The organism is Cellulomonas sp. P4_B5_2 (assembly GCF_056402235.1).
In genome coordinates this window covers 1-25,262 of the sequence record NZ_JBFUHU010000003.1, presented here as the reverse complement: position 1 = coordinate 25,262, position 25,262 = coordinate 1, and the positions used below count along the sequence as shown (strand labels likewise).

At 72.7% G+C, this 25,262-nt stretch carries 20 protein-coding genes; 14 read left to right on the top strand and 6 right to left on the bottom strand.

The window, feature by feature from the left end; translation table 11 throughout:
* The first annotated feature begins 69 nt into the window (after positions 1-69).
* The gene (glpK, locus tag AC1DUQ_RS00395) at positions 70-1,593 is read left to right on the top strand and encodes a glycerol kinase GlpK (RefSeq protein ID WP_477059829.1); all 1,524 of its coding nucleotides are present in this window, start codon (positions 70-72) and stop codon (positions 1,591-1,593) included.
* 56 nt (positions 1,594-1,649) lie between these two features.
* On the opposite strand, the gene AC1DUQ_RS00390 is transcribed toward glpK, so the two are convergent.
* A complete protein-coding gene (locus tag AC1DUQ_RS00390; protein ID WP_477059828.1) occupies positions 1,650-3,887 on the bottom strand; it encodes an MMPL family transporter in 2,238 nt (745 codons plus the stop codon).
* 71 nt (positions 3,888-3,958) lie between these two features.
* Between AC1DUQ_RS00390 and AC1DUQ_RS00385 the strand changes: the two genes are divergently transcribed.
* Entirely contained in the window at positions 3,959-4,549 is a 591-nt protein-coding gene (locus AC1DUQ_RS00385; RefSeq protein ID WP_477059827.1) for a TetR/AcrR family transcriptional regulator, read from the top strand.
* A gap of 70 nt (positions 4,550-4,619) precedes the next feature.
* Here AC1DUQ_RS00385 and AC1DUQ_RS00380 read toward each other — a convergent pair whose 3' ends face one another.
* Positions 4,620-5,375: an SDR family NAD(P)-dependent oxidoreductase gene (locus AC1DUQ_RS00380; RefSeq protein ID WP_477059826.1), complete on the bottom strand. Its 756-nt coding sequence runs from the start codon at positions 5,373-5,375 to the stop codon at positions 4,620-4,622.
* A gap of 127 nt (positions 5,376-5,502) precedes the next feature.
* Here AC1DUQ_RS00380 and AC1DUQ_RS00375 point away from each other — a divergent pair, with 127 nt between their 5' ends.
* The 5 genes from AC1DUQ_RS00375 to AC1DUQ_RS00355 all read left to right on the top strand — a co-directional run bounded on the left by AC1DUQ_RS00375 (position 5,503) and on the right by AC1DUQ_RS00355 (position 11,895).
* Positions 5,503-6,294, top strand: a complete 792-nt coding sequence (locus AC1DUQ_RS00375; RefSeq protein ID WP_477059825.1) for an exodeoxyribonuclease III — start codon at positions 5,503-5,505, stop codon at positions 6,292-6,294.
* 73 nt (positions 6,295-6,367) lie between these two features.
* Complete coding sequence (locus AC1DUQ_RS00370; protein ID WP_477073246.1) at positions 6,368-7,513, top strand: DUF4190 domain-containing protein; 1,146 nt, start codon at positions 6,368-6,370, stop codon at positions 7,511-7,513.
* A 95-nt stretch (positions 7,514-7,608) separates the two neighbouring features.
* Complete coding sequence (locus AC1DUQ_RS00365) at positions 7,609-8,181, top strand: DUF4190 domain-containing protein (RefSeq protein WP_477060801.1); 573 nt, start codon at positions 7,609-7,611, stop codon at positions 8,179-8,181.
* Between the two features lie 60 nt (positions 8,182-8,241).
* Entirely contained in the window at positions 8,242-8,982 is a 741-nt protein-coding gene (locus AC1DUQ_RS00360) for a class I SAM-dependent methyltransferase (protein ID WP_477059823.1), read from the top strand.
* Between the two features lie 75 nt (positions 8,983-9,057).
* Positions 9,058-11,895, top strand: a complete 2,838-nt coding sequence (locus tag AC1DUQ_RS00355; protein WP_477073245.1) for a beta-glucosidase — start codon at positions 9,058-9,060, stop codon at positions 11,893-11,895.
* Positions 11,896-11,984: 89 nt separating this feature from the next.
* Here the strand turns inward: AC1DUQ_RS00355 and AC1DUQ_RS00350 are convergent, their stop codons facing one another.
* A complete protein-coding gene (locus AC1DUQ_RS00350; RefSeq protein ID WP_477059820.1) occupies positions 11,985-12,638 on the bottom strand; it encodes a TetR/AcrR family transcriptional regulator in 654 nt (217 codons plus the stop codon).
* 144 nt (positions 12,639-12,782) lie between these two features.
* Between AC1DUQ_RS00350 and AC1DUQ_RS00345 the strand changes: the two genes are divergently transcribed.
* The 3 genes from AC1DUQ_RS00345 (at position 12,783) to AC1DUQ_RS00335 (ending at position 17,307) form a co-directional block, all read left to right on the top strand.
* The gene (locus AC1DUQ_RS00345; RefSeq protein WP_477073244.1) at positions 12,783-14,072 is read left to right on the top strand and encodes an MFS transporter; all 1,290 of its coding nucleotides are present in this window, start codon (positions 12,783-12,785) and stop codon (positions 14,070-14,072) included.
* Positions 14,072-15,781: a glycoside hydrolase family 3 protein gene (locus AC1DUQ_RS00340; protein ID WP_477059818.1), complete on the top strand. Its 1,710-nt coding sequence runs from the start codon at positions 14,072-14,074 to the stop codon at positions 15,779-15,781. Before AC1DUQ_RS00345 ends, AC1DUQ_RS00340 begins: the two co-directional genes overlap by 1 nt.
* A gap of 173 nt (positions 15,782-15,954) precedes the next feature.
* Entirely contained in the window at positions 15,955-17,307 is a 1,353-nt protein-coding gene (locus AC1DUQ_RS00335; protein ID WP_477073243.1) for an outer membrane protein assembly factor BamB family protein, read from the top strand.
* Between the two features lie 4 nt (positions 17,308-17,311).
* On the opposite strand, the gene clpB is transcribed toward AC1DUQ_RS00335, so the two are convergent.
* Complete coding sequence (gene clpB / locus AC1DUQ_RS00330; protein WP_477073242.1) at positions 17,312-19,900, bottom strand: ATP-dependent chaperone ClpB; 2,589 nt, start codon at positions 19,898-19,900, stop codon at positions 17,312-17,314.
* 111 nt (positions 19,901-20,011) lie between these two features.
* On the opposite strand from clpB, the gene AC1DUQ_RS00325 reads away from it, so the two are divergent.
* Positions 20,012-20,947: an alpha/beta hydrolase gene (locus tag AC1DUQ_RS00325; RefSeq protein ID WP_477059815.1), complete on the top strand. Its 936-nt coding sequence runs from the start codon at positions 20,012-20,014 to the stop codon at positions 20,945-20,947.
* Here the strand turns inward: AC1DUQ_RS00325 and AC1DUQ_RS00320 are convergent.
* Both AC1DUQ_RS00320 and AC1DUQ_RS00315 read right to left on the bottom strand, forming a co-directional pair.
* Positions 20,919-22,187 (bottom strand): ion channel protein, encoded by a 1,269-nt coding sequence (locus tag AC1DUQ_RS00320; protein WP_477059814.1) that lies wholly within the window; start codon positions 22,185-22,187, stop codon positions 20,919-20,921. The two genes, AC1DUQ_RS00325 and AC1DUQ_RS00320, sit on opposite strands and share 29 nt — an antisense overlap.
* A 1-nt stretch (position 22,188) precedes the next feature.
* A complete protein-coding gene (locus AC1DUQ_RS00315) occupies positions 22,189-23,184 on the bottom strand; it encodes a cation diffusion facilitator family transporter (RefSeq protein ID WP_477059813.1) in 996 nt (331 codons plus the stop codon).
* Between the two features lie 103 nt (positions 23,185-23,287).
* Between AC1DUQ_RS00315 and AC1DUQ_RS00310 the strand changes: the two genes are divergently transcribed.
* The 3 genes from AC1DUQ_RS00310 to AC1DUQ_RS00300 all read left to right on the top strand — a co-directional run.
* On the top strand, positions 23,288-24,070 hold the full coding sequence (locus AC1DUQ_RS00310) for a VOC family protein (protein ID WP_477073241.1): 783 nt from the start codon (positions 23,288-23,290) through the stop codon (positions 24,068-24,070).
* A gap of 11 nt (positions 24,071-24,081) precedes the next feature.
* A complete protein-coding gene (trmB, locus tag AC1DUQ_RS00305; protein WP_477059811.1) occupies positions 24,082-24,822 on the top strand; it encodes a tRNA (guanosine(46)-N7)-methyltransferase TrmB in 741 nt (246 codons plus the stop codon).
* Positions 24,819-25,262 (top strand): LysR substrate-binding domain-containing protein (locus AC1DUQ_RS00300; protein ID WP_477073240.1); only part of this gene is annotated, 444 nt, incomplete at its 3' end. The genes trmB and AC1DUQ_RS00300, both read left to right, overlap by 4 nt.

Sequence of the window (25,262 nt, the reverse complement as noted above, 5' to 3'; positions counted from 1 at the left end):
CGGGCGGCGTCCACCAGCGCCGGTGGACGTCGTCCGGGCAGCCCCTGAACCACCGGAGGAAACCTCACCATGCCCGACACCAAGTACGTCCTCGCCATCGACCAGGGCACCACGAGCACCCGAGCGATCGTGTTCGACCATTCCGGCCAGATCGTCGAGTCCGGCCAGATCGAGCACGAGCAGATCTTCCCGCGCGCCGGGTGGGTCGAGCACAACGCCGAGGAGATCTGGAAGAACACCCGTGAGGTCGTCGGCCTCGCGCTCACCCGCGCCAACCTGACGTACCGGGACCTCGCCGCGGTCGGCATCACCAACCAGCGCGAGACCGCCGTGGTCTGGGACCGCACCACCGGCAAGCCGGTCTACAACGCGATCGTCTGGCAGGACACCCGCACGCAGAAGATCGCCGAGGAGCTGGGCGCGCTGGGGGGCGGCGCCGACCGGTACAAGGCGAAGGTCGGCCTCCCGCTGGCCACCTACTTCTCCGGCCCGAAGATCAAGTGGATCCTCGACAACGTCGAGGGCGCCCGCGCCAAGGCCGAGGCCGGGGACCTCGCGTTCGGCAACACCGACGCGTGGGTGCTGTGGAACATGACCGGCGGCGTCGACGGCGGCGTCCACGTCACCGACCCGACCAACGCGTCCCGCACCATGCTCATGGACCTCGCGACGCTCACGTGGGACGCCGACATCGCGGCCGACATGGGCATCCCGCTGTCGATGCTGCCCGAGATCAAGTCGTCGTCCGAGGTGTACGGGAAGGGCCGCGAGGGCGGCATGGTCCCGGGCGTCCCGATCGCGGGCATCCTCGGCGACCAGCAGGCGGCCACGTTCGGTCAGGCGTGCTTCGAGGTCGGCATGGCCAAGAACACCTACGGCACCGGCAACTTCATGCTCATCAACACGGGCACCGAGCCGATCCCGTCGAAGAACGGCCTGCTGACGACGGTCTGCTACAAGATCGGCGACGAGCCGACCGTCTACGCGCTCGAGGGCTCGATCGCCGTGAGCGGCTCGCTCGTCCAGTGGCTGCGCGACAACCTCGGGATCATCTCGTCGGCACCTGAGATCGAGGAGCTGGCCAAGACGGTGGACGACAACGGCGGCGCCTACTTCGTGCCGGCGTTCTCGGGCCTGTTCGCGCCGTACTGGCGGTCCGACGCCCGCGGCGCCCTCGTCGGGCTCACGCGGTACGTCAACAAGGGGCACATCGCCCGGGCCGCGCTCGAGGCGACGGCGTTCCAGACCCGCGAGGTCCTGGACGCCATGAACGCCGACTCGGGCGTCGACCTGACCGAGCTCAAGGTCGACGGCGGCATGGTCCAGGACGAGCTGCTCATGCAGTTCCAGGCGGACATCCTCGGAGTCCCCGTGGTCCGGCCGAAGGTCGCCGAGACCACGGCGCTCGGTGCGGCCTATGCGGCCGGCATCGCGGTCGGCTTCTGGAACGGCGAGCAGGACGTCATCGACAACTGGGCCGAGGACAAGCGCTGGGAGCCGACGATGGACGCGGACGAGCGCGACCGGCAGTACCGGCTCTGGAAGAAGGCGGTCACCAAGACGTTCGACTGGGTGGACGACGACGTGAGCTGACCTGTGCACGACGAGGGCCGGGGTGGCAGGCTCCCCCGGCCTTCGTCGTGCCCGGGCTACTGCGCGACGGGTGCGACCGGCGCCGCGGGCGCGCTCGGGCGCTCGAGTGCAGCACCCTCGATGTCGACGTTCGGGATGATCCGGTCGAGCCAGCGCGGGATCCACCAGGCCGACCTGCCCAGCAAGGTCATGGCCGCCGGGATCATCGTCATGCGGACCACCAGCGCGTCGAACAGGATGCCGATGGCCAGCGCGAACGCGATCGGGCTGATCTGCGCGGACCCGCTGAACACGAAGCTGGAGAACACCGAGATCATGATCAGCGCGGCGGCGAGCACCACGCGGGCACCGTGCGCGAAGCCGAGGCGGACCGACGTGACCGGGTCGGCACCGTGCACGTGCTCCTCGCGCATCCGGGACACCAGGAACACCTGGTAGTCCATGGCCAGCCCGAACAGCACGCCGACCAGCAGGATCGGCAGGAAGCTGAGCAGCGGGCCGGCCGAGTCGACGTTGAAGATGCCCGACAGCCAGCCCCACTGGAACACGGCCGTGGTCGCGCCGAACGCGGCGGCGATGGTCAGCAGGAAGCCGAGCACCGCGGTGATCGGGACCAGGAGCGAGCGGAACGCCACGAGCAGCAGGACGATCGCGAGGCCGACGACGATGAGCAGGAACAGCGGGAACGCGTCGGCCAGCTTCTCGGTGATGTCGATGTTCGCGGCGGCGGCGCCGGTCACCCACAGGTCGGTGCCGGTGGCGGCTTCGAGGTCCGGGCGGGCGTCGCGGATGGCGTGCACCAGGTCGGCCGTCTCCTCGGAGTTCGGCGCGCCGGTGGGGATGACGACGACGAGCGCGGCGTCGGCACCCGCGGACGCACCGGGCGCCGCGACGGGGGCCGCGTAGGCGACGTCGGGAAGCTCCGACACCCGCGCCACCACGGCGCCGACCGCGTCCGGCAGGGACGCCGGGTCCTCGGCCGCGTCGACCAGCACGACGAGGGGGCCGTTGAACCCGGGACCGAAGCCCTCGGCCAACAGCTCGAACGCCCGTCGGTCGCCCGAGCCCTCGGGCTCGCGTCCGGCGTCGGGCAGCCCGAGCCGCAGGCTCAGCGCCGGGATGGCGATGGTCAGCAGCACGGCGGCGCTGACGACGAGCGTGATGATCGGGTGCGTGGTGACGAAGGCGCCCCAGCGGTTGCGCGCCTCGCGCGAGTGCTCGGCCTGCCGCATCGCCCGGCCGCGCGGACGCAGCCGCTCGCCGGCGAAGCCCATGATCGCGGGCAGCAGGGTGAGGGCGACGGCGACCGCGATGACGACGGTGGCGGCGGCCGCGAGGCCCATGGCGGCCAGGAACGGGATGCCGGTGACGGTCAGCGCGGCGAGCGCGATGACGACGGTGGTGCCCGCGAACCCGACCGCGCTGCCCGCGGTGCCGACCGCGCGGCCGGCGGACTCGAGCGGGTCCATGCCGTCGGCCAGCTGCTGGCGGTGCCGGGAGAGCAGGAAGAGGGCGTAGTCGATGCCGACCGCGAGCCCGAGCATGAGGGCCAGGGTCAGGGTGGCCGACGAGATCACGGTGATCCCGGACAGGGAGAGCACCCCGGCGATGCCGATGCCCACCCCGAGGAGCGCCGTGAGGATCGGCATGCCCGCGGCCAGCAGCGACCCGAACGTCACGACGAGCACGACGAGCGCGATGACCAGGCCGATCGCCTCGGTGGGTCCGGCCAGCTCCAGGGGCGCGGTGAACGGGCCACCCGACAGGGCGACCTCGTACCCGTCGGCCTCGAGCGCGTCGGCGGCGTCCTCGAGCGCGTCGGTCGTGGCCGCCGGGACGTCCTCCATGCCGACCGTGAACTGCACGTCGACGTACATCACGCTGCCGTCGGGGGCGACCGCCTGGGTGGCCACGGGGTCGGACACCCCGGCCACGGCCTCGGCCTGCGCGACCGGGCCGATCGCCGTCATGACGTCCTGGATCCCGGTGCCCTCGAGGAACGACTCACCCTCGGGCGCGGCGACGACGACGCGGGCGCTGGACGGCGCCTCGGCGTCCTGCGCCTGGGACGAGCTGCTGGACCCCACGCCGGCGGCCTGGTCGCCGAGCCGCTCGGCGACGAGCGCCTGGGCGCGGTCGGACTCGGTGCCCGGGATCGAGAACGAGTTCGACAGGTGCAGCCCCGACGACACCGCGCCGAACGCGGCGGCGGCGAGCACCAGCAGCCACGCGACGAGCACGATCCAGCGGTGCTTGTAGCTTCCCCGGCCCAGACGGTCCAGCACGCGTGCCATGTTCACTCCTTGGTCGACGGTGCAGGATACCCGACACGTGTCGGTTAACGAACGATGGCATCATGTGACGCGTGACGATCCAGGACGACGGCGCCCGGGTGGATCCACGAGTGCTGCGCACTCGTCGGCTGCTCCAGGATGCCCTGCTCTCCCTCGCGCGGGAACGGAGCCTGGACGAGATCTCGGTCGCCGACGTCGCCGACCGGGCGACCGTGAACCGCAGCACCTTCTACCAGCACTACCCCGACACGGACACGCTGCTGGCCGACGCCCTCGACGCGCAGGCCGCCCTCGTGGGCGCAGACCTCACCGACATCCACCCGGGAACGGGCGCCGGGGAGGCCCCTGACGTGCTCGTCCGCTACGCCACCCACGTGGCTGAGAACGTCGGCCTGTACCGCAGCGCGCTCGGCGAGCACGGCTCCCCCGTCGCCATCGCGCGGTTGCGCCGACGGATCGCCGCGCTGGCCCTCGAGGGCCTGGACCTGCACGGCTCCCCACCGGCACTCGCATCGATGCCCCGGCCGATCGCCGCCGCCGCGCTCGCCGGATCGGTCATCGGGGTGCTCGTGGCGTGGCTGGAGCGCGACCCGCTCCCGCCGGCGCAGGACGTCGCCTCCTGGGCATGGTCCGCCGTCAGCGGCTGGCCCGCACAGGGCTGAACCCCAGCGTCCGCAGATTCGCGCGCCCCGACGACCGGACGTGCGGACGCTGGGGCCTCCGAGGACGCGGTCAGGTGAAGTACGCGCCGCCGTTGACGTCGAGGACCGTGCCCGTGACGAACGCGGCGCCGTCCGACGCCAGGTAGAGCACCGCCTCGGCGATGTCGTCGGGCGCCCCCGCGCGGCTGAGCGGCGAGGCGCTCACCGCGGCGCGCTGCGCGGGCTCGGGGGTGTGCGCGGCGTGCAGCGGGGTCCCGGCGACGAACCCCGGCGCGACGACGTTGACCGTGATCCGGCGCGGTCCCAGCTCCCGGGCGAGCGCGCGGCTGAACCCCTCGAGCGCGGCCTTGGCCGTCGTGTAGGCGACCATGCCCGTGCCGCCACCGCTGCTCGCCGCCTGGGCGCCGATCGTGATGATCCGCCCGCCGTCGGGCATCACCGCGAGCGCGGCGCGGCTGGCGTAGAACGCGGACGAGAGGTTGAGGTCGAGCACTCCGTGCCAGTGCGCGTCGTCCATGGCCGGCACCCCGCGACGCTCGACGGGTCCGCCGACGTTGTTGACCAGGATGTCGATGCCGCCACCGAGCATGCTCGCCGCGTCGCTGACGGCCTTGTCGACGTCCCAGCTGCGTCGCAGGTCCACCTGGAAGGACGCCGCCGTGCGACCGAGGTCCTTGATCTCCGCGACCACGGCTGCGGCGTCGTGCGACAGGTGCGTGATCGCCACGTCGGCGCCTGCCCGGGCCAGGGCGAGGGCGGTCGCTCGGCCGATCCCCGAGGCCCCGCCGGTGACGAGCGCGCGACGGCCGCTGAGCTCGTCCTTCACCTCGGGTGACCTCCTTGTGCCTGGTGTTGAGCGCACCGTACGGGAGCGTTTCGTCCCGCTCAACAGCAGGTTGTCCGAATCGTCCGGTTGGCTCAATGGTCAGTGGCTCCCGGTAGCGTCCTGCCTCATGCGCCTGGCCACCTGGAACATCAACTCGATCCGCGCCCGCACCGACCGTGCGCTGGCCTTCCTCGAGCGGACGGGCGTCGACGTCCTGGCCCTGCAGGAGACCAAGTGCAAGGACGAGCAGTTCCCCCGCGAGGGCTTCGAGGCGCTCGGGTACCAGGTGGCGACCACCGGGTTCAGCCAGTGGAACGGCGTCGCGATCGTCTCGAAGGTGGGCATCGAGGACGTCGAGGTCGGGTTTCCGGGGATGCCGACGTGGGGGGACCCCGCGGCGGCCGAGGCCCGCGCGATCGGTGCCACCTGCGGCGGCGTGCGGGTGTGGAGCCTGTACGTGCCCAACGGCCGCGAGCTCGAGGACCCGCACCTCGCGTACAAGCTCGACTGGCTGGCCCGCCTGCGGGACGCCGCTCAGGGCTGGCTCGCCGCGGACGCGCAGGCGCAGGTCGCCCTCGTCGGCGACTGGAACATCGCACCCCTGGACACCGACGTCTGGGACATCGGCTTCTTCGCCGGTCGCACCCACGTGTCCCCGGCCGAGCGGGACGCGTTCACGGCCATCGCCGAGGCCGGGTACACCGAGGTCTCGCGCGTCCACCAGCCCGCCGAGCACACCTACACGTACTGGGACTACCAGCAGCTCCGGTTCCCCCGGAACGAGGGGATGCGCATCGACCTCACGTACGCGACGCCGGCGCTGGCGGCGCGGGTGACCGGGGTGAGCATCGAGCGCAACGAGCGCAAGGGGAAGGCGCCGTCCGACCACGTCCCGGTCATCCTCGAGATCGCCGGCTGACGGCGGGCCTGGTGCGGGTGATGTCGACGGAAACAGCGGTCGCCGGACGCTCCCGTTGGGCTAGGTTGCGCGCATGAGCAACGAGCCCGGGGGGCCGGCTCCGGTTCCCGACCCCTACGCCGCCCCCGACCCGGCACCCGCCGCCCCGGTGCCGCCCAGCGGCTACGAGGCCGTCCCACCGAGCGGGTACGAGGCGGTGCGGACGCCGGTCGGCGAGACGCCGCCGACCTACCCGTACGGCGCGACCCCTCCAGCGGCGARCCCGTATGCCCAGCAGCCCGGAGCCGGCGACGCCCCGCCCGCCTACGGGGCACCGCCGGCCTACGGCGGGCCGCAGCACGGAGCACCCCAGTACGGAGCGCCGCAGTACGGAGCACCGCAATGCGGAGCACCGCAATACGGAGCGCCTCAGTACGGCGCACCCGGCTACGCCCAGACTCCTCCCCCGTACGGCGCGCAGCCCTACGGGTACGGGCAGCCGTACGCCCCGCCCCCCACCGAGGGCATGGCGATCGCGTCGTTCGTCACCAGCACCGCCGGGCTCCTGTTCTTCGGCGGCCTCCCCGGCCCTGTCGGCCTCGGGCTCGGGATCGCCGCGCTCCGGCGCATCGGGGTCAACGGCAAGGCCGGGCGGGGATGGGCCATCGCGGGCATCATCATCGGCGCGGTCGGCATCCTGTCGATGCTCGCGATCGTCGCGTACATCGTGTTCGTCATCGCTCTGATCGGCAGCTCGGGCAGCGGCTTCTGGGACGAGGTCGGGCAGGGCTTCGAGGAGGGGTACGACCAGGGCACCGAGGACTCGGGGTCCGACCAGCTCCCGGACTTCGACCTACGCACCGACCTGGCGGCCGGCACCTGCCTCACCACGTACTCGTGGGAGTACGACATGGCGGACACCGAGCCCGTGGACTGCGCCGTCCCGCACGAGGCCGAGGTGGTCGGAGTGATCACCATGACCGGCCCGGTGAGCCTGAACGCCGACGACGAGTTCGACTCGGCCTACAACGACGCCTGGGACGAGTGCGACCAGCTGACCGAGGGCCTCCTGCCCGACTACTTCTCGAACGGCAGCATCGAGCTGTACTACCCGCACCCCGACGACTTCGCCGCCGGCAGCACGTCCGCCTACTGCGTGTACTACGGCGACGAGACCGGCATGACGGGATCGGCCACCGCGGGCACCCTCGAGCTCGCCGCCTCGGGGACGTCCTCCTGAGCAGTCCCACCAGTCAGTACGAGTACCCGGAGCCGCACTACGCCCCCGGGTGGGCACCGCCGCGTCCGCGGCTCGAACCGACGGCCGTCTGGTCGCTGGTGACGGGCGTGCTCGGGCTCGGTCCTGCGGCGCTCGTGCTCGCGATCGTCGCGCTGCGCCGCATCGCGTCGCGGCAGACGCGTGGGCGTGGCCTCGCGATCGCCGGGGCAGTCCTCGGCATCCTCGGGACGGTGGCTCTGGTCGTCGGGGTGACCGTCGTCGTGCTCACCACGCTGGCCACCCGCCCGCTGCCGACCGACGTGCCCGCAGCCCGCGACGCCCGGGCCCAGCAGCTGGTCACGGGCAACTGCCTCGCGTCGCTCCCGGCGGACGGCCGGGTCGGCTCGGTCCGGGTGGTCCCGTGCGCCGACCCGCACGAGGCCCAGGTGGTCACCGAGTTCTCGTTCGCGTCGAACGCCGTCTGGCCCGGGCAGCAGGCGGCGGACGCCCGCGTGGCCCGGGCGTGCGTGCTCGACGAGGACGAGATCGCCGCCGGCGTGCGGACGGTGACCTGGTCGCCGACCGAACGCTCCTGGGCGGACGGCGACCGGGTGGGACTGTGCCTCGCGGTCGTGGACGGCGGCGGGGTCACGGGCTCGTTCCTCGACGGCACGGCGACCCTTCCCTGAGGCTGCGGACTCCCCCGCACACCATCGCCGTGGTCGTTGCTCGTGGGCCATACTCGGCCCGTGACCACCGACGATCGGCCGCCCTACCTCGACGTCCTCGCAGCCATCCACCGACGGTTCGCACCGCGGACCTACCTCGAGGTGGGGCTGCGGAACGGGTGGTCGTTCGCGCAGGCGTCGTGCGCGGCCGTCGGGATCGACCCGGAGTTCGAGATCAACGCCGAGCTCAGCGGACGCATCCAGCTGCGGCGGACGACGAGCGACGACTACTTCGCGCGGGAGGACCCGAAGGTGTGGCTCGGCGGGCCGATCGACCTGGCGTTCATCGACGGCATGCACCTGGCCGAGTACGCGCTGCGTGACTTCATCAACATCGAGCGGCACTGCACGTGGTCGAGCGTCGTCATCTTCGACGACGTCCTCCCGCGCACCTCCGACGAGGCCGCCCGCGATCGGCACACGCAGGCGTGGACCGGTGACGTCTTCCGGGTGCGGGAGATCCTGGCCGAGCACCGCCCCGACCTGACCCTGACCGTCCTCGACACGAACCCGACGGGGCTGCTGCTCGTGACGGGGCTCGACCCGACCTCACGGGTCCTCGACGAGACGTTCGACGCGATCGTCGCCGCGCACGTCCACCCGGACCCGCAGGAGGTCCCCGACCCGGTGCTGCACCGGACGGGCACCGTCCGCGTCGACGCCCTGTTCGGCTCGGAGTACTTCGACACGGTGGCACCGGGACGTCGTCGCACCGCTCGGCGGGTTCGGCAGCTGCACGACGTCACCGCCGCGTTGGCCTGATCCACGGACACTTACCACGTGGTAGGGAATCGGGTAGGGTAGCGGGAACGAACCCCAACGAGGAGGTACCCCGCGATGACGCAGGTCTTCGACGTCGAACGTGTCCTGGCTCAGCTGACCCTGGAGGAGAAGGCGTCCCTGACGTCCGGCTCCGACTTCTGGCACACGCAGGGCGTCGAGCGCGCAGGCGTCCCGGCGGTCATGGTCACCGACGGCCCGCACGGCCTGCGCAAGCAGCCCGAGGAGGCCGACCACCTCGGGCTCGGCAACTCCGTCCCGGCCACGTGCTTCCCGACCGCAGCCGCCCTCGGCTCGTCGTGGGACGTCGAGCTGGTCACCCGTGTCGGCGAGGCTCTCGGCCGCGAGACGCGCGCCAACGACGTCGCGGTGCTGCTGGGCCCCGGCGTGAACATCAAGCGGACACCTCTCTGCGGTCGCAACTTCGAGTACGTCTCGGAGGACCCGGTGGTCGCCGGTGAGCTGGGCACCGCGATCGTTCGCGGCATCCAGAGCCAGGGCGTCGGCACGTCGCTCAAGCACTTCGCGGCCAACAACCAGGAGTCGGACCGCATGCGCGTGTCCGCCGAGGTCGACGAGCGCACGCTGCGCGAGATCTACCTGCCGGCCTTCGAGCGCGTGGTGACGAACGCGCAGCCGTGGACCGTGATGTGCGCGTACAACAAGGTCAACGGCACGTACGCCTCCGAGAACCACTGGCTGCTCACCGAGCTGCTGCGCGACGAGTGGGCGTTCGAGGGGCTCGTCGTCTCCGACTGGGGCGCCGTGCACGACCGCGTGCCCGCGCTCGTCGCCGGCCTGGACCTGCAGATGCCCGCCGCCGGCCCGCGTCCCGACGAGGAGGTCGTGGCCGCCGTCCGCGACGGCTCGCTGGACGAGGCCGTGCTCGACGTCGCCGCGCGCCGGGTGCTCCGCCTGATCGCCCGGTCGCTGCCCGGCGTCGAGGCGGACGACTCGTTCGACGTCGACGCGCACCACGAGCTGGCCCGCGAGGCCGCGGCCGCCGGATCCGTGCTGCTGAAGAACGACGGCGGGCTGCTGCCGCTGGCCTCGACCGAGGGCGTCGCGGTCATCGGCGAGTTCGCCCGCACCCCCCGCTACCAGGGCGCCGGCTCGTCGCAGGTGAACCCGACTCGGCTCGACGCCCCGCTGGACGCGCTGCGGGAGGCCGGTGAGCTCGAGTTCGCCCCCGGCTTCACCATCGCGGGCGGCCCGGACGGTGACGACGCTGCCCTGCTCGCCGGGGCCGTGGAGGTGGCGCGCTCCGCGGAGACCGTCGTCGCGTTCCTCGGCCTGCCTGGGCCTGACGAGTCCGAGGGCTACGACCGCCCCCGCCTCGGGCTCCCCGACAACCAGGTGGCCCTGCTCCGGGCCGTGGCCGAGGTCAACCCCCGGGTCGTCGTCGTGCTCGCCAACGGCTCCGCGGTGAGCGTGACCGACTGGCGCGACCTCGCCCCGGCGATCCTGGAGACCTGGCTCGGCGGACAGGCGGGCGGGTCGGCCGTCGCGGACCTGCTGCTCGGCGTCCGCACCCCGTCCGGCCGGCTCACCGAGACCATCCCGCACCGGATCGAGGACACCCCCGCGTTCGGGAACTTCCCCGGCGAGGCCGGTGTCGTCCGGTACGGCGAGGGCGTGCTGGTGGGCTACCGCTGGTACGACACCCGCGCGATGGACGTCGCCTACCCGTTCGGCCACGGCCTGTCGTACACGACGTTCGGCTACTCCGACGTGGCGGCGACCGCGGACGGCACCGACATCACCGTGACCGCCACGATCACCAACACCGGGTCGGTCGCCGGCGCCGAGGTGGTCCAGGTCTACGTCCGCGACCCGCACGCCTCCGTGCTGCGCCCGACGCGCGAGCTCAAGGCCTTCGCCAAGGTGGCGCTCGAGCCCGGCGAGTCCCGCGCGGTGTCGTTCACGCTGGGCGCCCGCGACCTGTCCTACTGGCACCCCGGCCTGCACCGCWGGGTGCTCGAGGGCGGCGAGTTCGTCATCGAGGTCGGTGCGTCGTCCCGTGACCTGCGCGGTGCGGTGTCGCTGGAGATCGAGGGCGAGCCGCTGTGGGGCGAGCTCACGCCGATGTCCACGATCGAGGAGTGGCTCGCGCACCCGGTCGGCGGTCCGCTGCTGCAGGCCGCCCTGGTGCCGCCGGCCGACATGGGCCCGCTCGACGAGACGATGCAGGCGATGATCCAGCAGATGCCCGCCAAGGTGATCGCCGACTTCGGCCTCTCGGGCTTCGACCGCGAGACGCTGGACACCCTGGTGGCGAAGGTCGCGAACGGCACGTCACGCTGCCGTTCTCGCGGCTGGGACACTCGTGCGATGGACCTGGACCTCGTGCTGGCCCGGCTCGACTCGGCCGGGGTCTGGCTGGACCCCGGGCTGAGCGCCGACGAGCTCGCGGACGTCGAGCGGCGGTTCGGGTTCACGTTCTGCGCCGACCACCGCGAGCTTCTGACGCTCGCCGTGCCGGTCGGTGACCGCTGGCCGGACTGGCTCGACGAGGACGCGGAGGCACTCCAGAAGCAGCTCGCGTGGCCCGTCGACGGCGTGGTGGTCGACGTGCTCCAGAACGAGTTCTGGCCGGCGTCGTGGGGTCCGCGGCCTACCGACGACCTCGAGGCCGAGGCCCGTCGGCACCTCGCAGCGGTCCCGACGATGGTCCCCGTGTACGCGCACCGCTACCTGCCGAGCGGTCCCGCGGCGCCGGGAACGCCCGTCTTCTCGATCTACCAGACCGACGTCATCTCCTACGGCTGCGACCTGGCGGACTACCTGGAACGCGAGCTCCTCGGTCGGTCGTCGCCCGTCCCTCTGCCGGACGCCTCGCTCCGGGTCCCGTTCTGGTCCGACCTCGTAGACGGCGTCGACCCGGCGGACATGTGACGTCCACCCGGTCGCCGAGCTCGTGAGTTCGCGTCGAGTTCGGGAGCTGCAGCTCAAGAAGTCGGCGCGAACGCACGAACTCGCACCGGTCAGTCGGTCAGGAGCGCCGCGAACTGCGCCCGCAGGGCCTCCGCCATGTCCGGGCGGTCGTCCGGGGTGTCGGCCGCGAGCAGCCACTGGATCTGCATGCCATCCATCACCGCGACCGTGAGACGGGCAGCGGCGAGCGGATCGATGCCGGCGCGAAGGCGTCCTTCGTCGCGCCACCGCTCGAACTCCGCCGTCGTCAGGGTGAGGACGGCGCGGTAGCGGTCCTGGAAGTACTCGTGCGCGGGATGGTCGGGGGCGGTGGCCTCCGCGGAGAGCGTCGCGAACAGCTCGACGATCCCGGGGCGCGCGGCGTTGCGCTCGATGAGTCGCGCCAGGCCGGCGAAGTAGTCGTGGCCCGCGTCGAGGTCGGCCCGGAAGAGCGCCTCGTCCACCTCGTCCCGCCGCGCGAGGACCGCCGCGAGCAGTACGGCCTTGCTCGAGAAGTGGTGCAGCAGACCCGGGTGGGAGATGCCGACACGCGAGGCCACCTCGCGCAGGGACGCCGTGTGGTACCCCACCTCGCCGAACAGCTGCATGGCCGCGTCGAGGATCTCCTCGCGCGTGGCACGGCCCTTGGCGTAGCCGGCCGCGCGGGAGCCTGACGCCGGAGGAGCTGCGGACTGCGTCGCTGCGGTCGTGACCTCGGTCGTCATGGGCCCAGGATGCCACGAGGGAGCCAATTCCGACCAGATGGTAACCACGGCCTTCCACCAATCCCGACCGCGTGGTAACTTCCCACTTACCACGCGGTCGGGATTCAAAGACGGTCCGACCCGCTGTCCGACACAGGAGTCGACATGGCCCTCTCCCAGCCCCCGGCCCCGCTCACGAGCGCGGCACCCCCGGCACCGAGCACCACCGCGCGCGAGCCGCGCAGCTACCTGCCCGCCCTCAGCCTCGCCAACCTCGGCGTCTACGTCGCGCTGCTCACGCCGGTGATGGTGTCGATGGCGTTCAAGATCGACCACCTCGTCGGCAGCGAGGCGGCGCCGGCCACGCTCGGCATGGTCATGGGTGTCGGCGCGCTGTTCGCCCTCATCTGCAACCCGCTGGCCGGCCGCCTGTCCGACCGCACCACCAGCCGCCTCGGCATGCGTCGCCCGTGGATCATCGGCGGCGCGATCGTCGGCACCGCGGCCCTCGTCGTGGTCGGCACCGCGCAGTCCGTCGCGCTCGTGCTGGTCGGCTGGTGCGTGGCGCAGGCCGGGTTCAACGCGGTGCTCGCCGCCGCCAACGCGACCATCCCGGACCAGGTGCCGGTCGAGCGCCGCGGCAAGGTGTCCGGCCTGGTCGGCATGGCGTTGCCGCTGGCCATCCTGCTCGGCAGCGTGATCGTCAACCGGATCTCCGCCGACGTCACCCGGTTCCTGGTCCCGGCCGCCCTCGGCCTGCTCTTCTCGCTCCTGCTCGCCGCCGTCCTGCGCGACCGCCGCCTGTACGAGGCGCCCGCGCAGAAGTTCACCGCCGGGCAGTTCTTCGGGTCGTTCGTCTTCAACCCCCGCAAGCACCCGGACTTCGGCTGGACCTGGCTGACCAAGTTCATGGTGATGTTCGGCTACGCGGGCATCGCCACGTTCCTGCCGTACTACCTGATCGGCCGGTTCGAGCTGTCCGAGCAGGACGCCACCGGCGTCATTCTCACCGCCACGTTCGCGTCGGTGATCGGCATGGTCATCTCCAGCCCCATCGGCGGCATCCTGTCCGACCGGTTCGGCAAGCGTCGCCCGTTCGTCGCCGCCGCCGGCGCGATCATGGCCGTCGGCCTCGTGGTGCTCGCGTTCGCTCCGTCGATCGCGCTGGTCGTGGTCGGGCAGGCCATCATCGGGCTCGGCGCGGGCGCGTTCTTCTCCGTCGACATCGCGCTGGCCACGCAGGTGCTGCCCAGCAAGGACGACACCGCCAAGGACCTCGGTGTCCTCAACATCGCCAACGCGCTGCCGCAGTCGCTGGCGCCCGCGATGGCCCCCGCCATCCTGGCGGTCGGCGCCCACCTGCCCATCGGGCAGTACCCCACCTGGTACCTGTTCGGCGCGCTCGTCGCGCTGGCCGGCGCCGCGCTGGTCTACAAGATCAAGGGCGTCCGCTGATGCGGGAGTACGAGGACCCGACGCGGCCCGTCGACGAGCGCGTCGAGGACCTGCTCGGCCGGATGACGCTCGAGGAGAAGGCCGGCCAGCTGTTCCAGCACATGATCACCGCCGGACCGCTGGACGAGAGCGACGCCGTCTTCGGCCTGCCGTCCGCCAAGGAGTACGTCCTCGGCAAGCACATGACGCACTGGAACCTGCTGGGCGTCCCCGGCGACGCCCGCCAGATCGCCGAGTGGCACAACCGCCTCCAGGCCCTGGCGCAGGAGACGCGGCTCGGCATCCCCGCCACGATCGCGACCGACCCCCGGCACGCGTTCACCGACAACCCGGGCACGGCCCTGCTCTCCGGCCCGTTCTCGCAGTGGCCCGAGACGCTCGGGCTGGCGGCGACGCGCGACGAGGCGCTCACGGAGCGGCACGCGGACATCGCCCGTCAGGAGTACCTCGCGGTCGGACTGCGGACCGCGCTGCACCCGCAGGTCGACCTGGCCACCGAGCCTCGCTGGGCGCGCGCCAACGGCACGTTCGGGGAGGACGCCGACCTGACCGGCCGCATGGGCGCCGCGTACGTGCGGGGGTTCCAGGGGCCCGACTTCGGGGTCGAAAGCGTCTCGACGATGACCAAGCACTTCCCCGGCGGAGGTCCGCAGAAGGACGGCGAGGATCCCCACTTCGCCTACGGCCGCGAGCAGGTGTACCCCGGGGGCCGGTTCGCCGAGCACCTGGAGCCGTTCAAGGCGCTCCTGGCGGCCGGGACGCGGCAGATGATGCCGTACTACGGGATGCCGGTCGGGTTGGAGGGCATCCCCGAGGTCGGCTTCGGGTTCAACAAGCCGGTGCTCGACCTGCTCCGCGACGAGCTCGGCTTCGACGGGATCATCTGCACCGACTGGGGCCTGGTGACCGACGCCGAGGTGTTCGGGCAGCCGTTCCCCGCGCGGGCGTGGGGGGTCGAGCACCTGTCGGTCGAGGACCGCGTCGCTCTCATCCTCGATGCCGGCGCCGACCAGCTGGGCGGCGAGGCGTGCCCGGAGGTCGTCGTGTCGCTCGTGCGCAGCGGCCGGATCACCGAGGCGCGGGTCGACGCGTCCGTCCGGCGGCTCCTGCGGGAGAAGTTCCTGCTCGGGCTCTTCGACGAGCGTCGTTACGTCGACGTCGACGCGGCATCCCGGATCGTCGGTTCCGACGAGTTCCGCGCCGCCGGCATCGCAGCCCAGGCCGCGGCGGTGACCGTCCTGACCAACGACGGCATCCTGCCGCTGGCCCCCGGACTGCGGATCTACGCCGAGGGGTTCGAGGGCACGGTGGACGACCCCGCCGATGCCGACGTCGCGATCCTGCGGCTGCAGGCGCCGTACGAGCAGCGCGGTCCCGGGTTCGAGTCGTTCTTCCACGCCGGCTCGCTCGACTTCCCCGAGTCGGAGGTCGCGCGCATCGCCGCGATCTGCGCGCAGGTGCCGACCATCCTCGACGTGTACCTCGACCGGCCGGCGATCCTCACGCCGCTGGTGGAGGGGGCCGCGGCGGTCGTCGTGAACTTCGGCGCCGGTGCCGGTCCCCTGCTCGACGCGCTCCGCGGTGCCGCGCGCGGGAGGCTCCCGTTCGACCTGCCCCGGTCGATGGCCGCCGTCGAGGCGTCCCGCGAGGACGTCCCGTTCGACACGGCCGACCCGCTGTTCCGGTTCGGGCACGGCCTCACCGTCTGAAGCCGGCACTCGCGTGAAGACTTCGTACCGCCTGGCGTGACGAAGTCTTCACACGAGCGAGGTCGGGCCGACGCGGGCGGTACCGAACGGCCTCCGCGGCGTGCCGAGAGGACGACGAGCGCGAACCGCCGCAGTCCGCGGAGCCCGCCCACCGCTCGCGCCGCGTTCTGCTCTTGCTGCTGGTCCCGGTCGCGGCGGTCGCCGTGCTGGCCGGCGCTCAGCAGGTGAGCGAGGCCCTCGAACGGGCAGCCGACGCGAGGGTGGCCGCACTGCCGGGCGCGATCGACCCGCTGGGCGACAGCGTCGACGTCGTGTGGCGCTCCGACCCGATCGACCTCCCGCTCGCGTACGGGCTCGTGGCGCAGGGCGCGGTGCACGGCGTCGTCGTCGGCCCGGACGGGTCGCTGACGTACCGGGCCGTCGACCTCGCGACCGGGGCCGAACGGTGGTCCACCGACCTCCGCGGCCCCGACCCGGACCTCGTCGACCCCCTGAACACCAGCCGCACCCGCTGCCAGCCCTGGGGCGCGGACCTCGCCGACCCCACGCAGGTCGTGTGCCTGGTCACCGACGTCTACCTGGGTCGAGCCGGCACGGGCGAGGCGGGCCGCGTCGCCTCGCAGTCGCGGCTGCGCCTGCTCGACCTGGCGGACGGGCACACGCTGGTCGACCGCGCGATCGAACCCGTCGGCTCGATGGCGGTGCTCCCGGGCCTCGTCGCGACCGGCGCCGTGGACGCTGCGAACCACCTGCTCGTCGTGGCGACCGACCCGCTCACCGGGGCGGAGCTCTGGCGGTACCGCGGCGCCGGACCCCTGCCCGGAGCCACCCCGCCGCCCCCGGACGTCGCCGGGGTGGGCGGCCTCGTCTTCGTGGCCACCAGCGCCGCCGACGGCCCGATGCTGCTCTCTGCCACGGGCGAGCGCATCCCGGTCGACGCCGCGACCAACGGCTGGGCGGGGACCGAGCAGGGCTGGCTCACGCTGCAGCGGCTGGAGCCCGGCCGCAACGACCCCGTCACCACCGTGTACCGGCCCGGCGAGCCGCCGGTGGAGGTGGACGGGACGTTGCTCGACCGCAGCGTCGACGACGGCAGCGTGCCGGGCTTGGAGGTGTCGACAGGGCAGGAGTTGTACGGCTGGGACACGAGGACGGGCGCCCGGCGCTGGGAGGCAGACGTGGACGTCGCACCCGCCTTCCGACCGTCGGTCCTGGTGATCGAGGGGGTCGTGTACGTGGCGGGGTTCGACGACATCGTCGCGCTCGACGCGCGGACCGGCGACGTGCGGTGGACGTTCCCGCGACAGGTCGGCAGCTACCGCGGGGAGCTGCTGACCGACGGCGCGCACATCCTGCTCGTCGAGGCGCTCGGCGACGGCTTCGGGACCGCCTACGTGATCATCCTCGACCGGCGCGACGGCAGCTTCGTCCACCGCCTCGCCCTCCCGGCCGGCGTCCGGGACGTCTTCGCCGCGGGGCGCCGGCTCGTCGACGCCGGGCCGCAGGGGATCGCCGGGCTCGGGTGACGGATCAGGTCCCGACCACCAGCCCGGCCTCGCCGCGGTCCACGAGGACCGTGTCGCCGTCCTTGATCTCGCCCGCGAGGATCTGCCGGGCCAGCCGGTCACCGATCTCGCGCTGCACCAGTCGCCGCAGCGGCCGCGCGCCGTACGCGGGGTCGTAGCCCTCGATCGCCAGCCACTCGCGCGCGGCCGGCGAGACCTCGAGCGTGAGCCGGCGGTCCTTCAGACGACGGCCCAGAGCGGCCACCTGGAGCTCCACGATGTGCCCGAGCTCGTCCAGCGAGAGAGGGTCGAAGAGGACCACGTCGTCGAGCCGGTTGAGGAACTCCGGCTTGAACGCGGTCCGCACCGCGGACATGACCGCCTCGCGCTTCTGATCGTCGGACAGGAGAGGGTCCACCAGGAACTGCGAGCCGAGGTTCGACGTGAGCACCAGGATCACGTTGCGGAAGTCGACCGTGCGCCCCTGGCCGTCGGTGAGCCGCCCGTCGTCGAGCACCTGCAGCAGCACGTCGAACACCTCGGGGTGCGCCTTCTCCACCTCGTCGAGCAGGACCACCGAGTACGGCCGGCGGCGGACGGCCTCGGTCAGCTGCCCGCCCTCCTCGTACCCGACGTACCCGGGGGGCGCGCCGACGAGCCGGGCCACCGAGTGCTTCTCGGCGTACTCGGACATGTCGATGCGGACCATGGCGCGCTCGTCGTCGAACAGGAAGTCYGCSAGCGCCTTGGCCAGCTCGGTCTTGCCCACGCCGGTCGGCCCGAGGAACAGGAACGATCCCGTCGGCCGGTCGGGGTCGGACACGCCCGCACGCGCACGGCGGACAGCGTCCGACACCGCGGCGACCGCGGGGCGCTGCCCGATGAGCCGCTCCCCGAGCACGTCCTCCATGCGCAGGAGCTTGGCCGTCTCGCCCTCGAGCAGCCGCCCGGCCGGGATGCCGGTCCACTGCGCGACCACCTCGGCGACCTCGTCGGGCCCGACCTTCTCCGCGATCATCGGCGCCGAGTCGGGCAGGGAGTCGACGGCCTCCTCGTCCGCCTCGGCAAGAGCGATCTGCTCCTGGAGCGCGGGCAGCTCGCCGTACTGGATGCGCGCGGCACCGGCCAGGTCGCCCTCGCGCAGCAGCCGCTCCGCGTCCGAGCGCAGGGCGTCGAGCCGGGCCTTCAGGTCGCCGACCAGGTTGTGCCCGGCCTTCTCCTTCTCCCACCGCGCGGTCAGCGACGCGAGGTCCTCGCGCCGGTCGGCCAGATCTGCCCGCAGGCGCTGCAGCCGGTCCGCCGAGGCGGGGTCGTCGGACTCGCTGAGCACGACCTCCTCCATCTCGAGCCGGGTCACGGCGCGCTGCAGCTCGTCGATCTCGATCGGCGACGAGTCCAGCTCCATTCGCAGGCGGGACGCGGCCTCGTCGACCAGGTCGATGGCCTTGTCGGGGAGCTGGCGGCCGGTGATGTAGCGGTCGGAGAGGGCGGCCGCGGCGACCAGGGCGGAGTCGGCGATGGTGACCTTGTGGTGCGCTTCGTACCGCTCCTTGAGCCCGCGCAGGATGGCGACGGTGTCCTCCACCGAGGGCTCGCCGACGAACACCTGCTGGAACCGCCGCTCCAGCGCGGGGTCCTTCTCGATGCGCTCGCGGTACTCGTCGAGCGTGGTGGCACCGACCAGGCGCAGCTCGCCGCGGGCCAGCATGGGCTTGAGCATGTTGCCCGCGTCCATGGCGCCCTCGGAGCCGGCACCCGCACCGACGACCGTGTGCAGCTCGTCGATGAACGTGATCACCTCGCCGTTCGAGCCGGTGRTCTCCGCCAGCACGGCCTTGAGCCGCTCCTCGAACTCGCCGCGGTACTTGGCGCCGGCCACCATGGCGGCCAGGTCGAGCGCCACGAGCTTCTTGCCGCGGAGCGACTCGGGCACGTCACCGGCGACGATGCGCTGGGCGAGCCCCTCGACGACGGCGGTCTTGCCGACGCCGGGCTCGCCGATGAGGACGGGGTTGTTCTTGGTGCGGCGCGACAGCACCTGCACGACGCGGCGGATCTCGGCGTCGCGGCCGATCACCGGGTCGAGCTTGCCGTCACGGGCGCGCTGGGTCAGGTCCATGCCGTACTGCTCGAGCGCCTTGTACGTGCCCTCGGGGTTGGGCGTCGTGACCCGCGCCGAACCGCGGACCGCGGGCAGCGCTGCCGCGAGCGCGTCCCGGGACGCGCCCTGCGCGCGCAGGGCTTCGGCCACACCGGACTGGCCGGTGGCGAGGCCGAGCAGCAGGTGCTCGGTGGAGATGTAGTCGTCGCCGAGCGAGCGCGCCTCGGAGGACGCCGCCTCCAGCGCGGTCGACGTGGCGCGCGATGCCGAGGGCTGCGCGACGGTGGAGCCGCTGCTGGACGGGAGGTTCACCAGCATGGCCCGGACGGCCCGGCCGAGCGCACCGCGGTCCGCGCCGACGGCGTCGAGCAGGCCGTTGGCGACGCCGCCCTCCTGCTGCAGGAGCGCGTTCAGCACGTGTGCGGGCTCGAGCTGCGGGTTGCCGGCGGCCGATGCCTGCTGGATGGCGTCGCCCAGGGCCTCCTGGGACCGGGTGGTGAACTTGTCGTCCACGTGACCTCCTTGTGTGTCGAGTCTGCTCTTCGCAACCGCGGCCAGAGTTGAGTCTATTCCGCTCAAGTCTGGAAGCCACCTCGGCAGGTTCGCTCGTGCGACGATCACGCCATGACCGACGACGTGCTCGGGCCCGGCTGGACTGCTCAGACGCTGCCGCTGCGGCCCGACGGCCGCACCCCCGATCCCGTCGCCACCCTCGTCCACCGCACCGGATCACCCAGCCGACGCGCCCTGCTCTACGTGCACGGGTTCGTCGACTACTTCTTCCACACGCACGTCGGTGACGCGCTCGCGGCCCACGGCTACGACGTCTACGCGCTCGACCTGCGCGACTTCGGGCGCTCGATCCGCGACGGTCGGCCGCCCAACCACGTCACCGACCTGGGCGCGTACGCCGAGGAGATCGACGCCGCCGTCCGGATCATCCGCGCCGACCACGACGAGGTCGTCCTGCTGGGTCACTCGATGGGCGGGCTGGTCACGTCCCTGTGGGCGGACGCCCGCCGGGGCGAGCACCTCATCGACGCGCTAGTGCTCAACAGCCCGTGGCTCGACCTGCGCGGCTCGTGGTTCGAGCGCACGGTGTTCACCGCCGTGCTCGACGGCGTCGGCAGGGTCGCCCCGGACGTCGTCGTCGGCAAGATCGGTCCGTTCTACGGGCGCGCCCTGCACGAGGGCACCGGCGGGGAGTGGTCGTACGACCTCGCGTGGAAGCCTCACGACGGCTTCCCGGCCCGCGCCGGGTTCGCCCGGACCATCCGGCGCGGCCACGCGCGCGTCGCCCGCGGCCTGGACATCGACGTGCCGGTCCTCGTCCTGGCCTCCGACGCCTCCGGCCCCGACGACGTCTGGCACGACGCCCTGCTGACCACGGACTCGGTGCTGGACGTCGCGGACATGAAGCGGCTAGCACCCAACCTCGGCCCGGACGTCACCTACGTCGAGATCCCCGGCGGCACCCACGACCTGGCGCTGTCCCCCAGGCCCACCCGCGACACGTACGTCGCCGAGGTGCTCAGGTTCCTGGACGCGCGTCTGGGCTGACCGGGTCCATCAGCGGCGGGCGGTTGGTGACCACCAGCCACGCTGCGAGCGTGGCGAGCACCAACCCGACCAGCAGCGACACCTGCGGCACCACCGCGACCGCCATGAACAGGCTCAGCCAGCCGTTGCGGGTGGCGGCGACGACGATGCCGACCACGGCCGCCCCGACCGCGAGCGCCAGGGGCACCGCGTCCCACGCGGAGTGCACGGCGAACCCGAGCGCGACGCCGACGAACAGCGCGGGGAAGATGCGTCCGCCACGGAAGCCGGACGTGGCGGCGACCAGCAGCGCGGCCAGCTTGATGCCGGCCAGGGCCAGGAAGCCGAGTGCGGTCGTGGTGGCAGCCAGGCCGGGCAGCTCCTGCATCTGCGACAGCCCCTTGAACAGGGTCACCTCGCCGCCGAGCGCGCCGAGCAGGCCCAGCAGCAGACCCCCGGCCGTGAGCATGAGGACCGGGTGGCCGATCCGCAGGAACAGGCGGTGCATCGGCACGAAGAGGTACACGGCGACCAGGCCGACCGCGGCGGCGCCGACGGCGATGACGATCGCGTAGCCGAGGTCCTCCAGGCCGCCGTAGGTGTACGCGGGGACGTCGACGGACAGGTCCAGGTCCTCCAGCTGCAGCATGGTGAGCGCCCCGGCGGTCGCCGCGACCAGAGGAGCGAACAGCCGGTCCCACAGCGGGATGCGGCGGTCGCCCGCATCCAGCTCCGAGAGCAGCAGCGCGGCCGCGACGGGCGTGCCGAACATCGCGCCGATCGTGCCGGACACCGCGATGGCCAGCCACATGGTGGTCTTGACCTTCGGCAGGAAGCGCAGCCCGAGAGCCACCGCCAGTCCCACGTTGATCCCGATGATCGGGTTCTCCGGCCCGAGGCTCACCCCGCCCGCGAGCATGAGGACCAGGGCGAGCGCCAGCCCCGGCAGCACCCGCAGGCCCAGAGGCGCGGCGACCAGCTCCTGCGTGGCCGGGTCCGGACCCGCGTGCCCCGGCACGTAGCGGATGACGAGCCCGATGAGCAGACCGATCGCGGTGAGCACCCCGATGATCCAGAGCGCGGAGTTGGAGTCCACGCCGAGCGCCGCGCTCAGGTCGTCCCAGATCCAGCCCTCGAGCAGCTTGGCCAGCCAGCTGAGCGCGAAGAGCGTGAGCGCGCAGCCGATCCCGACGACCGCCGCGGGCACGGCGAGCCGCAGCAGGCTCAGGACCGGCACCCGGAACTCCTGCTCGGTCGCCATGTCAGAGGCCCGCGTCCTGGGGCTCGGACAGGGAGAGCGTCGCGCCGACCACCGCGGGCGTCGCCGAGATCCGCCGCTCCAGCGACGCGAGCACGTGCGACGCGTCGTCCTCGGCCATGTTGCCCGCCAGGTCGACGGCACCCACCAGGTAGATCTGCCGCGCGCCGACGAACTCGAGCCGGAGCTCGGTGACCCGGTCGACCTCGGGGAGCTCCAGCAGCGCCCGGACGGCCGCGGCCTGCAGGCTCGGGTCCACCGCCTGGCCGACGAGGAACCGCCGGTTGCGGTCGATGAGCACCACCGCGACCACGGCCAGCAGCACCCCGACGAGGATCGAGCCCACCGCGTCCGGGACAGGCGAGCCCGTCACCTGGTGCAGCGCGATGCCGACGAAGGCGATGAGGATGCCGACGAGCGCCGCCGCGTCCTCGAAGAACACCGCCCGCACGGTCGGGTCCGACGTCTCGAGCACGTGCTCGAGCACGTCCCGGTCCTGCCGGGCGGCGGCACGCTTCACCTGCCGTGACGCCTGCACGAACGAGATCCCCTCCAGCACCGCCGAGACCGCCAGCACCACGTACGCGATGACGAAGTCGCTGGCCGGCTCCGGGTGGATCAGCTCCTGGATGCCGTGCGTGATCGACACCCCGGCGCCCACCGCGAACAGCCCGATCGCCGCGAACAGCGACCACACGTACACCTCGCGGCCGTAGCCGAGCGGGTGCGTCGGGTCCGGGGGCCGTGCGGCGCGCCGCTGCGCGATGAGCAGGAACACCTCGTTCCCGGCGTCGGCCCACGAGTGCGCGGCCTCCGCGAGCATCGACGCCGCCCCCGTCATCACGGCGGCCACCGTCTTGGCGACGGCGATGAGCAGGTTGGCCCCGAACGCGACGACGACGGTCAGCGTGCTCTCGCCGTGGGACTCCTCCGTCGACCCCGCGGCGGACACCACGGCGACGGGCGGTTCCCTGGGGTCGCCCGCGGCGAAGGGTGCCATGAGACGTGACTAGCACAGGCACCGGGTGATGTCTCCCCCCACAGAGCGCGTTCTGGCTGGTCGCCCGGGTGCGGCCAGCGCGGCGGGGGTGTTGGGTGAGCGCATGACGACCCACCGCGAGGCATGGCCCACCGGCACCCCGGCGTGGGCCGACATCACGGTGCCGGACGTCGCCGCCGCACGCGCCTTCTACGGTCCGCTGTTCGGCTGGGAGTTCGAGGTCGGCGGTCCCGAGGTCGGCTCGTACACGCAGGCGTTCACCGACGGGCGCCGCGTCGTCGGCTTCGGCGAGCCCATGAACGAGGAGCCCGCGCCCCCGCCCGCCTGGTGCGTCTACCTCGCCACCCAGGACCTCCCCGCGACCGCCGCCGCCATCGCCGAGGCCGGCGGAAAGCAGGTCGTGCCGCCGATGCCGATCCTGGACCTCGGCAGCATGGGCATCTTCGTCGACACCGCAGGGGCCGTGTTCGGGGTCTGGCAGCCCGGCTCGCACACCGGCTGGGACGTGGTCGAGGAGCCCGGCTCGGTGGTCTGGTCCGAGGTCATGGTGCACGACCAGCCCGCCGCGGCCGCGTTCTACGAGCGGGTGTTCGCCTACGACGTCGAGGACCTGAGCGCGCCCGGCTTCACCTATGCGTCGGTGTCCGTCGGCGGCGCACCCGGGGCCGGCGTGGGCGGCTACGGCGCCCAGGCCGGGGCCGACGCGCCCGCCGCGTGGACCCTGTACTTCGGCGTGACCGACACCGACGCGTCGGCCGCGCGTGTCACCGAGCTGGGCGGCACGGTGGTCAGCCCGCCGACGGACTCCGCGTTCGGGCGGATGGCTATCGTGGCCGGGCCGTTCGGCGAGGTCTTCGCGCTGATGGGGCCGACGGCCGACGCCTAGGCTGGACCCTCGTGACCCTCCCGTCCGACGCGTTCCGGCACGTGGCGTCGCGGCCGCACGAGCCGCTGCGCACGTTCCACCCGCGTCGCGCTCCCCTGGGCCCCGAGCGCGAGGACGCCCTGCGGCACCTGTGGCCGCGGCTCGGGTTCTCGGTGCACGACGCGGGCTCGCCGATGCCAGTGGCGCCCGACGGCTCCCTGGACACGGTCGCGCTCTTCGGGCGGTCGGCTCCGGTGGTGCTGGAGATCGGGTCGGGCATGGGCGAGACGACGACCGCGATGGCCGCCGCCGATCCCGCGCGGGACTACCTGGCGGTCGAGGCGCACCTGCCCGGCGTCGCGAACCTCCTCGGCCTGGTCGACCGCGCGGGGCTCACCAACGTCCGGGTGGCCCACGGCGACGCGCTGGACCTCGTGCGGACCGCCGTAGCCGAGGAGTCGCTCGACGCCGTGCACGTGTTCTTCCCCGACCCGTGGCCCAAGGCCCGCCACCACAAGCGCCGCCTGGTGCAGCCGTCGCACGTCGCGCTCCTGCGGTCGCGGCTGCGGCTCGGCGGCACCCTGCACTGCGCCACCGACTGGGCCGAGTACGCCGACGCGATGCTCGCCGTGCTCGCGGCCGACCCGTCCCTCGAGAACACCGTGGACGCGTTCGTCCCGCGTCCGCCGCACCGGCCGGTCACCAAGTTCGAGCAGCGCGGCCTCGACCTGGGCCACGAGGTCCACGACCTGGTGTTCCGGAGGATCCGATGACGTTCCGCATCCTGCTCGTCCCCGGCGTCAACCCCGACCGCTGGCTGCGCGTCTGGCAGGAGCGGCTGACGGACGTCCCGGTCGAGCTGGTGCACGCGCAGCCCGACGAGGCCGTGACCGTCCTGCGATCGGGCCGTGCCGACGTGGCCCTGGTCCGGCTGCCCGTGACCGATGACGACCTGTCGACCATCCCGCTGTACACCGAGTCCACGGTCGTCGTGGTGCCCAAGGACCACGTGTTCAGCGTGGTCGAGGAGATCGACGCAGCGGACCTTGAGGACGAGCTGCTCGTCGTGCCCCTCGACGACCAGCTGCACTGGGCCGACGCGCCCGGCGCCCGCTTCGCCGGCGACCCCGTCCCGATGACCACCGACGCGGTCGAGCTCGTCGCCGCCGGGGTCGGGGTGCTCGTCCTGCCGCAGTCGCTCGGTCGCCTGCAC

Bases quoted from the DNA above. Each gene is read 5' to 3' on its own strand.
- AC1DUQ_RS00320 (WP_477059814.1), bottom strand. From the start codon at position 22,187: ATGGCGACCGAGCAGGAGTTCCGGGTGCCGGTCCTGAGCCTGCTGCGG.
- AC1DUQ_RS00325 (WP_477059815.1), top strand. From the start codon at position 20,012: ATGACCGACGACGTGCTCGGGCCCGGCTGGACTGCTCAGACGCTGCCG.
- glpK (WP_477059829.1), top strand. From the start codon at position 70: ATGCCCGACACCAAGTACGTCCTCGCCATCGACCAGGGCACCACGAGC.
- AC1DUQ_RS00390 (WP_477059828.1), bottom strand. From the start codon at position 3,887: ATGGCACGCGTGCTGGACCGTCTGGGCCGGGGAAGCTACAAGCACCGC.
- AC1DUQ_RS00315 (WP_477059813.1), bottom strand. From the start codon at position 23,184: ATGGCACCCTTCGCCGCGGGCGACCCCAGGGAACCGCCCGTCGCCGTG.
- AC1DUQ_RS00375 (WP_477059825.1), top strand. From the start codon at position 5,503: ATGCGCCTGGCCACCTGGAACATCAACTCGATCCGCGCCCGCACCGAC.
- AC1DUQ_RS00345 (WP_477073244.1), top strand. From the start codon at position 12,783: ATGGCCCTCTCCCAGCCCCCGGCCCCGCTCACGAGCGCGGCACCCCCG.
- AC1DUQ_RS00350 (WP_477059820.1), bottom strand. From the start codon at position 12,638: ATGACGACCGAGGTCACGACCGCAGCGACGCAGTCCGCAGCTCCTCCG.
- AC1DUQ_RS00310 (WP_477073241.1), top strand. From the start codon at position 23,288: ATGACGACCCACCGCGAGGCATGGCCCACCGGCACCCCGGCGTGGGCC.
- AC1DUQ_RS00340 (WP_477059818.1), top strand. From the start codon at position 14,072: ATGCGGGAGTACGAGGACCCGACGCGGCCCGTCGACGAGCGCGTCGAG.